The sequence below is a fragment of the Halomonas sp. C10-5 genome, assembly GCF_057169305.1.
In genome coordinates this window covers 2,343,075-2,356,089 of record NZ_CP175665.1, presented here as the reverse complement: position 1 = coordinate 2,356,089, position 13,015 = coordinate 2,343,075, and the positions used below count along the sequence as shown (strand labels likewise).

General features: G+C 66.1%; 15 protein-coding genes. 8 read left to right on the top strand and 7 right to left on the bottom strand.

Going from position 1 to position 13,015, the window contains the following annotated elements:
• Nucleotides 1–70 precede the first annotated feature (70 nt).
• From sufB to ACJ7IV_RS10965, 6 genes are all read left to right on the top strand, one after another.
• Nucleotides 71–1,513, top strand: coding sequence for a Fe-S cluster assembly protein SufB (gene sufB / locus ACJ7IV_RS10990; RefSeq protein ID WP_483864416.1), 1,443 nt, complete (start codon nucleotides 71–73; stop codon nucleotides 1,511–1,513).
• A 44-nt stretch (nucleotides 1,514–1,557) separates the two neighbouring features.
• On the top strand, nucleotides 1,558–2,310 hold the full coding sequence (gene sufC / locus ACJ7IV_RS10985) for a Fe-S cluster assembly ATPase SufC (RefSeq protein WP_232911964.1): 753 nt from the start codon (nucleotides 1,558–1,560) through the stop codon (nucleotides 2,308–2,310).
• Nucleotides 2,307–3,668: a Fe-S cluster assembly protein SufD gene (gene sufD, locus ACJ7IV_RS10980; protein ID WP_483864415.1), complete on the top strand. Its 1,362-nt coding sequence runs from the start codon at nucleotides 2,307–2,309 to the stop codon at nucleotides 3,666–3,668. The genes sufC and sufD overlap by 4 nt, the downstream gene beginning before the upstream one ends.
• 27 nt (nucleotides 3,669–3,695) lie before the next feature.
• Nucleotides 3,696–4,952 carry a cysteine desulfurase gene (locus ACJ7IV_RS10975; RefSeq protein ID WP_483864414.1) on the top strand — a complete coding sequence of 419 codons (1,257 nt, stop codon included), beginning with the start codon at nucleotides 3,696–3,698 and terminating at the stop codon, nucleotides 4,950–4,952.
• A 40-nt stretch (nucleotides 4,953–4,992) separates the two neighbouring features.
• Nucleotides 4,993–5,565, top strand: coding sequence for a putative Fe-S cluster assembly protein SufT (sufT, locus tag ACJ7IV_RS10970; protein WP_483864413.1), 573 nt, complete (start codon nucleotides 4,993–4,995; stop codon nucleotides 5,563–5,565).
• A gap of 71 nt (nucleotides 5,566–5,636) precedes the next feature.
• Nucleotides 5,637–6,365, top strand: coding sequence for a SanA/YdcF family protein (locus tag ACJ7IV_RS10965; protein WP_483864412.1), 729 nt, complete (start codon nucleotides 5,637–5,639; stop codon nucleotides 6,363–6,365).
• A gap of 77 nt (nucleotides 6,366–6,442) precedes the next feature.
• Here ACJ7IV_RS10965 and ACJ7IV_RS10960 read toward each other — a convergent pair whose 3' ends face one another.
• The 4 genes from ACJ7IV_RS10960 to ACJ7IV_RS10945 all read right to left on the bottom strand — a co-directional run bounded on the left by ACJ7IV_RS10960 (nucleotide 6,443) and on the right by ACJ7IV_RS10945 (nucleotide 9,436).
• Nucleotides 6,443–6,892: a hypothetical protein gene (locus tag ACJ7IV_RS10960; RefSeq protein ID WP_483864411.1), complete on the bottom strand. Its 450-nt coding sequence runs from the start codon at nucleotides 6,890–6,892 to the stop codon at nucleotides 6,443–6,445.
• Nucleotides 6,893–7,014: 122 nt separating this feature from the next.
• On the bottom strand, nucleotides 7,015–7,923 hold the full coding sequence (gene rimK, locus ACJ7IV_RS10955; RefSeq protein WP_483864410.1) for a 30S ribosomal protein S6--L-glutamate ligase: 909 nt from the start codon (nucleotides 7,921–7,923) through the stop codon (nucleotides 7,015–7,017).
• A gap of 31 nt (nucleotides 7,924–7,954) precedes the next feature.
• Nucleotides 7,955–8,392: an ATP-dependent zinc protease family protein gene (locus tag ACJ7IV_RS10950; protein WP_161433130.1), complete on the bottom strand. Its 438-nt coding sequence runs from the start codon at nucleotides 8,390–8,392 to the stop codon at nucleotides 7,955–7,957.
• A 24-nt stretch (nucleotides 8,393–8,416) separates the two neighbouring features.
• A complete protein-coding gene (locus ACJ7IV_RS10945) occupies nucleotides 8,417–9,436 on the bottom strand; it encodes a DUF3549 family protein (protein WP_483864409.1) in 1,020 nt (339 codons plus the stop codon).
• Between the two features lie 262 nt (nucleotides 9,437–9,698).
• On the opposite strand from ACJ7IV_RS10945, the gene ACJ7IV_RS10940 reads away from it, so the two are divergent.
• A complete protein-coding gene (locus tag ACJ7IV_RS10940) occupies nucleotides 9,699–10,031 on the top strand; it encodes a YqcC family protein (protein WP_483864408.1) in 333 nt (110 codons plus the stop codon).
• A 96-nt stretch (nucleotides 10,032–10,127) separates the two neighbouring features.
• Here ACJ7IV_RS10940 and ACJ7IV_RS10935 read toward each other — a convergent pair whose 3' ends face one another.
• On the bottom strand, nucleotides 10,128–10,754 hold the full coding sequence (locus ACJ7IV_RS10935) for an OmpW/AlkL family protein (RefSeq protein ID WP_483864407.1): 627 nt from the start codon (nucleotides 10,752–10,754) through the stop codon (nucleotides 10,128–10,130).
• Nucleotides 10,755–10,963: 209 nt separating this feature from the next.
• Between ACJ7IV_RS10935 and ACJ7IV_RS10930 the strand changes: the two genes are divergently transcribed.
• On the top strand, nucleotides 10,964–11,257 hold the full coding sequence (locus ACJ7IV_RS10930) for a hypothetical protein (RefSeq protein ID WP_483864406.1): 294 nt from the start codon (nucleotides 10,964–10,966) through the stop codon (nucleotides 11,255–11,257).
• A 92-nt stretch (nucleotides 11,258–11,349) separates the two neighbouring features.
• Here ACJ7IV_RS10930 and putP read toward each other — a convergent pair whose 3' ends face one another.
• Complete coding sequence (gene putP / locus ACJ7IV_RS10925) at nucleotides 11,350–12,840, bottom strand: sodium/proline symporter PutP (protein WP_483864405.1); 1,491 nt, start codon at nucleotides 12,838–12,840, stop codon at nucleotides 11,350–11,352.
• Between the two features lie 15 nt (nucleotides 12,841–12,855).
• The gene (locus ACJ7IV_RS10920; protein WP_483864404.1) at nucleotides 12,856–12,978 is read right to left on the bottom strand and encodes a hypothetical protein; all 123 of its coding nucleotides are present in this window, start codon (nucleotides 12,976–12,978) and stop codon (nucleotides 12,856–12,858) included.
• Nucleotides 12,979–13,015: the final 37 nt, after the last annotated feature.

The window sequence follows — 13,015 nt, the reverse complement described above, 5'->3', positions numbered from 1 at the left end:
CACTCAAGTTTCATCGGATTCAATCGGCGAGCCCGTCTCGCCGGCCCAACCGCCCGGGAGGGGAGAGATCATGGCAAGTCAGGAAATGGAACAGTTGGTCCGTCGCGACTACAAGGAAGGGTTCGTGACCGACATCGAGAGCGACACGCTACCGCCCGGCCTCGACGAGGATGTGATCGCCTTCATCTCGAACAAGAAGGGCGAGCCGGAGTGGATGCTGGAGTGGCGCCTGGACGCCTATCGCAAGTGGCTGAAGATGACGCCACCCTCCTGGGCGCACCTTGACTATCCGCCCATCGACTACCAGTCGATCTCCTACTTCAGCGCCCCCAAGCGCCCTGAGGATCGCCCCCAGAGCCTCGACGAGGTGGACCCCAAGCTGCTCGAGACCTACGAGAAGCTGGGCATCCCGCTGCACGAGCGTGCCGCCCTGGCCGGCGTGGCGGTGGACGCGGTGTTCGACTCGGTCTCGGTGACCACCACCTTCAAGGAGAAGCTGGCCGAGGCCGGGGTAATCTTCTGCTCCATCTCCGAGGCGGTGAAGGAGTATCCGGAGCTGGTCAAGCAGTACCTGGGCAGCGTGGTGCCCCAGACCGACAACTACTTCGCGGCCCTCAACTCCGCGGTGTTCACCGACGGCTCCTTCGTCTACGTGCCCAAGGGCGTGACCTGTCCCATGGAGCTCTCCACCTATTTCCGTATCAACGCCGAGAACACCGGCCAGTTCGAGCGCACCCTGATCATCTGCGAGGAGGGCGCCCAGGTCTCCTACCTGGAGGGCTGCACCGCGCCGATGCGTGACGAGAACCAGCTGCACGCCGCGGTGGTCGAGCTGGTGGCGCTGGACGACGCCTACATCAAGTACTCCACCGTGCAGAACTGGTATCCCGGCGACGAGGATGGCAAGGGCGGCATCTACAACTTCGTCACCAAGCGTGGCGACTGCCGTGGCGATCGCTCGCGGATCAGCTGGACCCAGGTCGAGACCGGCTCCGCCATTACCTGGAAGTATCCCTCCTGTGTGCTGCGCGGCAAGGATAGCAAGGGCGAGTTCTACTCGGTGGCTGTGACCAACGGTCGCCAGCAGGCCGATACCGGGACCAAGATGATCCATATCGGCGAGGGCAGCCGCTCCAGCATCATCTCCAAGGGGATCTCCGCCGGGCGCAGTAACCAGTCCTACCGTGGCCTGGTGAAGATCGGCCCGCGGGCCAAGGGGGCGCGCAACTTCACCCAGTGCGACTCCCTGCTGATCGGCGACAAGTGCGGCGCCCACACCTTCCCCTATCAGGAGATCGGCAACAGCACCGCCACCGTGGAGCACGAGGCCACCACCTCCAAGATCGGCGAGGACCAGCTCTTCTACTGCCAGAGCCGCGGCATCTCCGAGGAGGACGCGGTGAGCATGATCGTCAACGGCTTCTGCAAGGACGTCTTCCAGGAGCTGCCCATGGAGTTTGCCGTCGAGGCCGAGGCGCTGCTCAGCGTCACTCTCGAAGGCTCCGTCGGCTGATCACCCTGTTGCCAATCGCTTTCTCGAATCAAAAGGTATTCACGATGCTCGAAGTCAAGGATCTGCACGTCACGGTCGAGGGCAAGGAAATCCTCAAGGGCCTTTCCCTGACCATCAACGCCGGTGAGGTGCACGCCATCATGGGCCCCAATGGGGCCGGCAAGTCGACCCTTTCCTCGGTGATCGCCGGCAAGGAGGGGTATGAGGTCACCTCCGGCTCCATCACCTTCGAGGGCCAGGACGTGCTGGAGATGGAGGTCGAGGAGCGCGCCCAGGCCGGCCTGCTGCTGGGCTTCCAGCACCCCGTCGAGATCCCCGGGGTGAAGAACATCTACCTGCTCAAGTCGGCACTCAATGCCCAGCGCGCGGCCCGTGGCGAGGGCGAGATGCCCGCTCCGGAGTTCCTCAAGCTGATCAAGGAGAAGATCGCCGAGATGCAGATGGACGCCAGCTTCCTGCAGCGTTCCGTCAACGAGGGTTTCTCCGGCGGCGAGAAGAAGCGCAACGAGATCCTGCAGATGCTGGTGCTGCAGCCGAAGCTCGCCATGCTCGACGAGATCGATTCCGGTCTCGATATCGACGCGCTGCGCGTGGTGGCTGACGGGGTCAACAGCCTGCGCGCCGAGGACCGCGGCATCCTGCTGGTGACCCACTATCAGCGCCTGCTCGACTATATCGTGCCCGATCATGTCCACGTGCTGATCGATGGTCGCATCGCCAAGAGCGGCGACGCGGAGCTGGCGCGCGAACTCGAATCCCGTGGCTATGACTGGGTGCTGGAGGAGTCTGCCGCATGAGTGAAGAGACACAGCGTTTTCTCGACCGCCTGGCCGAGTTCCGCGCCGGCCGCCTCGAGACTCGGGGCCAGGAGCCGACCTGGATCGCCGCCCGGCGCCAGGCCGGTGCGGCCCGCTTCGAGGCGATGGGCTTTCCCACCCGCCGCGACGAGGCGTGGAAGTACACCGACGTGCGCGCCATCGCCCGGGGCGACTTCGCCCTGGCCGAGGATGCCGAGTTCTCCCAGGCAGGCGCGGCGGCCCTGACCCTGCCCATCGATGCGCACCGGCTGACCTTCGTCGACGGCGTCTTCGCCCCGGCCCTGTCGCGGCTCGACGACCTGCCGGCGGGTGTCAGCCTGGTGCCGCTCTCGGCGGCCCTGGAGGAGAACCACGAGGCGGTGGGCGGTCCGCTGGGGCGCCTCACCGGGGTCGAGTTCTCGCCCTTCTCGGCGCTCAATACCGCCTTCATGGAGGAGGGCGCCGTGCTGCGCCTGGCGCCGGGCACGGTGGTCGAGAAGCCGATCATCCTGCAGTTCCTCTCCAGAAGTGGCGAGCAGCCGGTGATGAGCCATCCGCGCATCCTGGTCCAGGCCGGCGGGCGCAGCCAGGCGACCCTGGTCGAGCACCATGTGGGCGAGGAAGAGGCGGCCAACTTCACCAATCTGGTGGAGGAGATCATCCTCGAGCGCAACGCCATCCTGACCCACTACAAGCTGCAGGAGGCGCCGCTGGCTGACCTGCATGTGGCCTCGATCCACGTCGAGCAGGCCCGCGACAGTCGCTATACCTCGTTCAACCTGAACCTGGGTGGCGCCCTGGTGCGCACCGACCTGATCAGCGAGCTGAATGGCGAGAACGCCACCTGCGACTTCTATGGCCTGTTCTACGGCCAGGGACGTCAGCACGTGGACAGCCACACCCTGGCCAACCACAACGCGCCCCACACCTTCTCCAACGAGAACTACAAGGGCATCCTCGATGACCGCGCCCACGGCGTGTTCAACGGCAAGGTGGTGGTCAAGCGCGACAGCCAGAAGATCGAGGGCTTCCAGAGCAACGCCAACCTTCTGCTCTCCGACCGTGCCGAGATCGATGCCAAGCCGGAGCTCGAGATCTACGCCGATGACGTCAAGTGCTCCCACGGCACCACCACCGGCCAGCTCGACGAGGAGGCGATCTATGCCCTGCGCAGCCGCGGCATCGACCGCCAGACCGCCCGCGGCCTGCTGACCCTGGCCTTCGCCGGTGAGGTGCTTGAGGAGGTGAACCTGGACGCCATCGCCGAGCGCGTGGAGCTCGCCGTGGCCGGCAAGCTGCCCGAGCGCTTCAACCTGGCCGGGCTGGTGGAAGCCGCCGTGGCCATGGGTGATGAATAACCGAGAGCCCATGAGGAGGAGCCTGCCATGAACGACCTGGCCACCCGTGCCGCGGCGATGCCGAGTCTCGATGTCGCGGCGATCCGCGCGGACTTCCCGATCCTCTCCCGCCAGGTGCATGGCAGGCCGCTGGTCTATCTCGACAATGCGGCGACCAGCCAGACCCCGCGCCAGGTGATCGCAGCGTTCGACGCCTACTACGGCGGCTACAACGCCAATATTCACCGCGGGCTGCACACCCTGGCAGACGAGGCCACGGCGGCCTTCGAGGGCACTCGGGAGACGGTGCGGGGTTTCCTGAACGCAGCCGAGACCCGTGAGATCATCTTTACCCGCGGCACCACCGAGGCGATCAACCTGGTGGCCAACAGCTGGGGGCGCGCCAACCTCAAGGCGGGCGACGAGGTGCTGATCTCGCGCCTCGAGCACCACTCCAATATCGTGCCCTGGCAGCTGTTGGCCGCCGAGCTCGGCTTCACCATCAAGGTGATCCCGGTGGATGAACGCGGCGTTCTCGACCTCGACGCCTACCGTGAGCTCTTCACCGAGCGCACCCGGCTGGTGGCGGTGAACCACGTCTCCAACGCCTTCGGTACGGTCAACCCGGTCAAGGCGATGGCGGCGGTTGCCCATGCCCACGGGGCTCTGATCCTGGTCGACGGCGCCCAGGCCACGCCCCACCAGGCGGTGGACGTGCGCGACCTCGATGCCGACTTCTATGCCTTCTCCGGGCACAAGGTCTACGGCCCCACCGGTGTCGGCGTGCTCTATGGCAAGGCCGAGCTGCTCGAGGCGATGCCGCCCTGGCAGGGCGGTGGCGAGATGATCGCCACGGTCTCCTTCGAGGCCGGCACCACCTTCGCCGGGCTTCCCCACAAGTTCGAGGCCGGCACACCGGCCATCGCCGAGGTGATCGCCCTGGGCGAGGCGCTAAAGTGGGTCGCCGGTGTCGGTCTCGACGCCATCGGCGCCTGGGAAGGGCGGCTGCTGGCCCATGCCACCGAGCGGGTCCTGCGCATCGATGGCCTGCGCATCCTGGGCACCGCCCCGGACAAGGCCGGGGTGCTCTCCTTCGTGGTCGATGGCGCCCATGCCCAGGATATCGGACTGCTGATCGACCAACTCGGGGTGGCGATCCGTACCGGTCACCACTGTGCCCAGCCGCTGCTCGCCCACTTCGGCGTGGACGCCACTTGCCGGGCATCGTTCGCCGCCTACAACACCCTGGAAGAGATCGACGTCTTCGCCGAGGCCCTGGAGCGCGTCATCGGCATGGTCAGGTAAGCCCCGGTCGGACAGGGAATCCGCCAGATAAAGGAACGCCATGAGCGATATCGAGCAGATAGCGAGCCTCCACAAGGGGCAGGAGCTGCCCCTGCAGCGCGACGTGGAGGTAATCTCCATCCCCTTCGGCAAGACCGTGACCCTTGCCGAGGACAGCGTGGTCAGCGTGATGCAGGCGAAGGGCAGCACGGTCAGTGTCGGCTTTGAGGGGCGCCTCTACCTGATCGAGGGCGCCAACCTCGACGCCCTGGGCCTGGAGGCGCTGCCGCGCCCGACCCTGCCCGAGGACGCCTCCGACGAGGAGATCGAGCAGTTCGTGTGGGACCAGCTGCGCACCTGTTTCGACCCCGAGATCCCGGTCAACATCGTCGACTTGGGGCTGGTCTACGGCTGCCGCATCGAGCGGCTGATCAGCGGCGAGCGCATCGTCACCATCCGCATGACCCTCACCGCCCCGGGCTGCGGCATGGGCGACGTGATCGCCGCCGACGCGCGCAACAAGATCCTCGGTGCCCCGCAGATCAGCAAGGTGCATACCGAGATCGTCTTCGATCCGCCCTGGAGCCGTGAGATGATGAGCGACGAGGCCAAGCTCGAGCTCGGCATGTTCTAGCGGCCTGTGCCCGCGGCACCTCGCGGTGATCGACCAGGACGTGCCGGGCGCACAGGGAACAGGAGATGCCGATGAAGTTGGCAGCATGGCGGGTCCTCCGGGCCATCCTGATGGTGCTGGGCACGGCGGTGCTGCTGGCGGCACTGCTGTTGCTGGTCGCCAACCTCTGGGTGCTGGGCCAGACCCGTGAGCGTATCGAGCATGATCTGCCGCTGTGCCGTGCCGAGCGGGTGGGCATCGTCTTCGGCACCTCCCACTGGACCCGCAGCGGGGTCCGCAATCCCTACTTCGAGGCGCGCATGAGCGCCGCGGCGCAGCTGCTGAGCCTGGGCCGCGTCGACCACCTGCTGCTCTCCGGCGACAACCGCACCCTCTCCTACAACGAACCCATCACCATGTGGCGCGACCTGCGCGGCCGCGAGGTGCCCGAAACCGCCATGACGCTGGACTACGCCGGTTTCAGTACCTTCGATACCCTGGCCCGAGCCCGCCAGGTATTCGGCGTGGAGCGTGCGCTGCTGATCACCCAGGCCTGGCACCTGCCACGGGCGCTGTTCATCGCCGAGGCGCTGGGCATCGAGGCCCAGGGCTGCGCGGTATCGACAGGGGAGGTGAGGGGCCAGTGGCGGCTGGCGGCGCGGGAGTGGGTGGCGCGCCTGGCCACCCTGGGGGATCTTTATCTGTGGGGGCGTGAGCCCCACTTCCTGGGCCCTAGAGAGCCGCTGGTGATCGTGCCGCAGCGTTTGCCACCGCAGGGCTGGGCCGGCGATACGCCGGGACCGCCAGCACAGCGGCGCTGATCAGCAGCCCTCGGAGCCACCCAGAGCCATCAGCGCCATTCGGACATAAGCCTTCAGCGCCATTCGGAAAAGAGTGCTCAGCGCCGCTTGGTGCGGCTTTTCTGTAGCGTGTAGAGCTCGCGGATCAGCGCCCGGCAGCCCTTCCAGCACTCCTCCACCTTCGGCTCCAGGGCATCGGGCAGGGGGTGGGTCATCAGGTTGGAGAGGGCCTGCATCAGCACGCGTTCCTGCTCCAGCAGCTCCCCGATCACCACCTGGCTCTCGTTGCCGACGAAGCTCTTCAGCCGGCTCCACAGCCACATGTAGTCGTCGCGTTCGACATCGGCGTCCCGGGGCAGCATGTTGAGATGCTCCCGGGCGAGCTCCTGCAGCTCGCGCATCGACTGGCTGCGCGCCTCATAGTGCGGCTTGAGGGCGTCGCGCAGCGAAGGGCGCAGGCGCTCCAGATTGTCCTGAAAGTAGTCGATGCTGTCGGCCAGCGCTTCCAGCACGCTGTCCATCGCCACCTGGCGATTGTCGAGAAACATGAGCGGTCACCCCCTTTGGTGACGCAGATTGTGGCCGGGGAAACACTGTTTTGCTACCCCCGGACTGGAATAAGTGTGGAATCCGCGATGCCCATTGGGCCTGGCCTGTGCACAACTGGCAATTACCCCTTGGGCTTAGGCGGTGTCTTGCGGGCCGGGGCGGCATTCTTCTCCAGGTGTTCGATGATCAACCCGGCGATATCCTTGCCGGTGGCCGTCTCGATCCCCTGCAGGCCAGGGGAGGAGTTGACCTCCATGATCACCGGGCCGTGATTGGCACGCAGCAGGTCGACGCCGGCCACCCGCAGACCCATGGCCTTGGCGGCGCGGATCGCCGTGGATCGCTCTTCAGGCGTGATGCGGATCACGCTGGCGGTGCCGCCGCGGTGCAGGTTGGAGCGGAATTCGCCATCGGCGGCCTGGCGCTTCATGGCCGCCACCACCTTGTCGCCGATCACGAAGCAGCGGATATCGGCGCCGCGGGCCTCCTTGATGTACTCCTGGACCATGATATTGGCCTTCATGCCCATGAAGGCCTGGATCACGCTCTCCGCTGCCTGATTGGTCTCGGCCAGCACCACGCCGATGCCCTGGGTGCCCTCGAGCAGCTTGATGACCAGCGGGGCGCCCTTGACCATGGTGATCAGGTCGGGGATGTCGTCGGGGGAGTGGGCGAAACCGGTGATCGGCAGCCCCAGTCCCTTGCGCGACAGCAGCTGCAGGGAGCGCAGCTTGTCCCGGGAGCGGGTGATCGAGACATTATCGTTGAGCACATAGGTGCCCATCATCTCGAACTGGCGCAGCACCGCACAGCCGTAGAAGGTCACCGAGGCACCGATACGCGGCACCACCGCGTCGAAGGGCTCCAGCTCCTCCCCCTTGTAGTGGATCGAGGGGTTGTGGGCGGCGATGCTCATGTAGCAGCGCAGGGTGTCGACCACCCGGGCGGTGTGGCCGCGCTGTTCGGCGGCCTCCACCAGGCGCCGCGTGGAGTAGAGGTTGCGATTGCGTGACAGCAGCGCGATATGCATCGAGTAGCTCCGGGACGATGGGCCGGTCGGTTCAGGGTTCGCCGTGCAGGAAGGCGGCGCCGGGCGCCACCAGCAGGCGGCGCAGGGCGCGGCGGCCCAGCAGCATGGGGTGGCGCATATTGCGCCGGTCGGTCAGGGAGAGCTCCACCTGGTACTCCAGCGAGCCCAGGCGCATGGGCGTGCGGATCACGTAGCGCCACTCCTCCTGGCCGTTGGAGCTGCGCACCTTGCGGCGATCGTGGAGGTGCATGCGAAAGACGTGGGGCGGCGTCTCGGGGCCCCCGCTGCGGGTGGTGAAGCTCACCCACAAGTGGCCGTCCTCCTCGAAGGATTCGATGTCCTCGGCGTGCAGCGCCGAGGTGCGTGCCCCGGTATCCGCCTTGGCGCACAGCACGAGGTGCATCTCCGGCAGCTCGACCATCTCGCGGCGGCCGATCACCGCCTTGGGGGTATAGGGCAGTTCCTTCATCATCGTCATGGGTCGTTCTCGCCTTCAGCGCGTCAGGGCCGCGAGCCGCTGGCCGATGGGCGAGTCGGCGGGCGCCTCGCGCAGGGTCATCAGCACCGGCAGTCGCAGCCTGGGAATCAGGGCCAGGTCGCGGGCCACTGTCATGAAGTCGGCCTGCTCGCAGCTGGCCAGGCGCTCCAGATAGCGCGGCAGCCGCTGGCCATCCTCGAGCAGGGGCCAGCCGCGTGCGGCGATGGCCGCCAGCAGGTCGGGACCACAGGCGTGGGCATCGGCGAGCAGGCTGTCGAACCAGGCGCCGGCGGCCTCGCTTCCAGAGACGGCGCGCGCACAGGCACACAGGGCCTCCACGTCACCGGCCTCGGCGGCTGCCTCGCCGCGGGTGCGCAGGGCAGCGGCCAGCTCGCCATCGATGGCCACATGCTCGAGGCAGTAGCACAGCGAGATCAGTACCGCGTGGGGCAGGTCGGGAAGCCGCGCGACCAGCTGGCGGCGCTCCTCGTCACCCATGCGCACCGCGAAGTCTGCCAGCCCCTGGAGGCCGAGCGCCTGCCAGTCGAGGGCCTGCTGGCCGCTCAGGTAGGCCTCCACCGGCTCCAGGTGCTGGCTGGCCGGACGGCCCAGGTCGCGACTGGCACGGGCATGCAGCATGGCCTGGAAGGGCAACGAGGGGGTGAATGCCAGGGGATTGTCCTTCATCAGGTTATCCACCGCCTGGCCATCCTCGCGGCCGACGCTCTCCACGCTGCGCCCCAGGGTCTCGAGCAGCCGCTGCACGAAGGCATCGCGGGATGCCGGGTCGAGGCGGCCCTGTTCATCCAGGGGCAGCGCCAGGAACCATATCAGCGGGTCCTGCATGTCACCCAGGCGAAAGACCAGGCCCAGCCTGGCCTGGCCCTGCCAGGGGGCGGGCCAGGGCGCCGCGTCATCCTCCAGAGCCGCCAGGGTGGCCATCTCGCATGGCTCCACGCGGCGGCCAAGGTGGTAGAGCCGCACCTCGGCACCGCTGCGCACGAAGAAATCGTGAAGGGTGTGGATGGGTTGCATGGCATCTCCGCTTGTCAGAGCGTGCACTCTACCGCGGCATCGATGGGCTGTCAGCAGGTTCGCCATGGATCCCGGGGTAATGGTCAAATCTTGATCGCTGGCCGCCGGCGCCCATGACATCGGGGCTGGCGGACTCTTTCCAGCGGTTATCCACAGCCCCGTTCACGGAAACTGTGAATGGGGGAGTGGACAGCGGTGCGACGGGTGGCCACTCGCCGCCGGGGGCGGGATAATGGCCCCACACCCGCATGGAGTTTCCCCGATGACGGTTCACGACGAACTCGACCAATCCCTGCGCCGGCTCGAGGCCACCATGAAGGCCGCCAACCTGTGGCGCATGGAGACGCCCGACCCCGCGGCGTTCGACAGCCAGCAGCCCTTCTGCGTCGATACCATGGCGCTGCCCCAGTGGCTGCGCTTCGTGTTTATCGCCCGCCTGGACGCCCTGGTGGAGCGGCGCGCCGCGCTGCCGGCACGCTGCGACGTGGCCCCGGCGCTGGAGGCCTATCTCACCCAGCAGGGGGTGCGCGCCAGCGACCGGCTGCTGCTCTGCCAGGCGGTGGAGGAGATCGACCGCCTGGTCACCGAGAACTGAACCGGCCATCCGGTGACCGGTTCGACGGATAGCCGGACCATAACGCAGCGGGGCCCGCCAATGGCGGGCCCCGCTGCGTTCGGCGTCGTCTGCGGATCAGAACCGGTAGCTGATGCCACCCATCACCACCACCGGGTCGATCTCGACCTTGCCGGCGTCGGCACCGCCCACCTTGGCGTCGGAGTCGATATCCATATACCAGACCGCGCCGTTGAGGGCCCAGTTGTCGTCGATCAGCAGGTCCGCACCCAGCTGGCCGGCGGCACCCCAGGAGTCATCCAGCTCCAGGGTGCTACCTTGTACTTCTTCGTCGGAGAACTTGGTGTAGTTGACGCCGACGCCCATATAGGGCTGCACATAGGCGTCGGTGCCGCCCAGCGGATAGTACTGCAGGGTCAGCGTCGGCGGCAGATGCTCGGTGGAGGCCAGGTTGGCGCCGTTCAGTTCAATGTCATGATCGAAGGGCTCGGCGGCCAGCAGCTCGACGCCCAGCTTGTCGGTGAAGCGGTAGCCCAGGGTAAAGGCGAAGGCGCTATCGTCCAGGACATCAACTTCAAATGCTCCATTCGCCAGCGATCCGTTATCGCTCTTGGGCTCGACCTTGGCCACGCCGACACGGGTGAAGAAGTCGCCGGCGCCGTAAGCGAAGGCCTGGGTGCTGGCGGTGACGGCAGCGGCGGCAACGCTCGCCGCGATCAGGGTGGTGAGGGCACTCTTGCGCATGGGTCTGCTCCTGATGGCTGAAGGCTGTGGCACGACGCCGCAGCTGACGATAAGTTCATTCTAGCGGCATCTTGCAGTGTTCGAATTGATCCAGCGCAAGATAAGTTGCGCTGCAGTCCAACGCCACATGCGCGGATGAAACTCTGCAGGAGTCGCCAGAACGGGGCGAATCGTCTTCACTGAAGCCAGGCGGAAGAGGAGGGGAGACCATGAGGCGTGAGGAATCACGAAACGGCCGGGGAGCGGTGCTGCTGGCGCTGCTGCTGGCGGCGGGCCTGGCGATCTGGCTGCTGCTGCGGCCGGAGCTGGTCACTGCCCTGCCGCTTGCCTGGCGTCTGCCGCTGATCCTGCTGGGCGCCTGGTCGCTGGGTGCCGCCTTTCTGGGCCCCTACGCAGTGGTACCGCGTCGTCGCTGGCAGCGCCGGATGGTCTCGCCGCCCTGGAGTCTGCTGGCGCTGGGGCTGTTTGCGCTGCTGCTGGCGGGACGGGCCCTGTCGGGGTAATGCGCAGAGATGCATGCTACGACAACAGAAAAGGGCTCCCGTGGGAGCCCTTGCACTCTCTTCCAGCAGGCTGGAAGCGTTCTCGTGCCCTGTCAGCGCGTGATGTGCTGATATTCGCCGGCGTCGGCAGTCACGCTGCTTACCACCAGGATGGCGATGAAGGAAGCGATGAAGCCAGGAATGATCTCGTACACGCCGGGTCCGCCCATGAACGAGCCGTTCCAGCCCAGTGAGATCCAGATCATGACGGTGGCGGCGCCTATCACCATGCCTGCGATGGCGCCGGCGCCATTGGTGCGCGACCACATCAGCGACAGGATGATCAGCGGGCCGAACGCCGCACCGAAACCGGCCCACGCATTACTGACCAGGCCCAGGACCTGAGAGTTGGGGTCAGACGCAATGACGGCGGCAACCAGGCCCACCAGGACGACACAGACTCGGCCGACCAGGACGGTTTCCTTGTCGGTCGCCTCCTTGCGCAGGAACAGGCGGTAGAAGTCCTCGGTCAGGGATGAGGATGACACCAGAAGCTGGCTGGAAATGGTGCTCATGATCGCCGCCAGCAGGGCCGCGTAGAGGAAGCCGGTGATCAGCGGGTGGAACAGCAGGTTCGCCAGGATGATGAAGATCGTTTCCGGGTCCTCGACTTCCAGGCCGTTGCGGATCGCATAGGCCCGGCCGAAGATGCCCAGCGAGACCGCACCGACCAGGGAGATGAGCATCCAGCTCATGCCGATGTTACGGGCGGTGGGCACATCCTTCAGGGAGCGGATGGCCATGAAGCGCACGATGATGTGCGGCTGCCCGAAATACCCCAGTCCCCAGGTGACCGCAGACAGCCAGCCGATGAAGGTCAGCCCCTCCGTCCAGGTCAGCAGTGTGGGATCGACCTCGTTCAGGGTCTGAGACGCCTGGGCGAAACCGCCGCCACCTTCACCAAACAGCACCACCGCCGGCATGATCACCAGGGCCAGCATCATGATGCAGCCCTGCACGAAGTCCGTCAGGCTCACGGCCAGGAAGCCACCGACGACGGTATAGGCAAGCACCACGCCCAGGGTGATGAGAACGCCTGCCGCGTAGTCGCTCATGCCCCCGATGTTGATGACGCCGGAAAACGCGCTCTCGAACAGCTTGCCGCCTGCCACCAGGCCTGACGCGGTGTACACCGCGAAGAAGATCACGATGACGATGGCGGATACCGTTCTCAGCGACATGGCGCGGGTCGGGAAGCGGTTCGCCAGGAACTCCGGAATGGTGATCGCATTGCCATAGTGAACCGTCTGTTCGCGCAGGCGTGGTGCGACCAGCACCCAGTTGAAGAACGCCCCCACGAGCAGGCCGATACCGATCCACGCCTGACCCAGGCCAGAGACAAAGAGTGCCCCGGGCAAGCCCAGCAGCAACCAGCCGCTCATGTCCGAAGCACCGGCCGACAGGGCCGCCACCTGAGGGCTGAGCTGTCGGCCACCCAGCATGTAGTCTTCAGACGAAGACGTTGCCCTTTGCATTGCATAAAAGCCGATGGCGATCATGAGCGCAAAGTAAGCAAAGAGACTGATCCATACACCAATAGCCATAGCAGTTTCTCCCGTTTATTGGGCCGGATGTTGCGCCGGCATCTTGTTGGTAGGCATGCCGGTCTGGATACCGGTGGCGAGCGCCACGCCCGGGTCGGGCGCTGGCGTGAGGCCATTGGTGGCACTGTTTTCAACCATCAGGCGATTCCTTCAGTCAGTATTGTTGTATAGACGA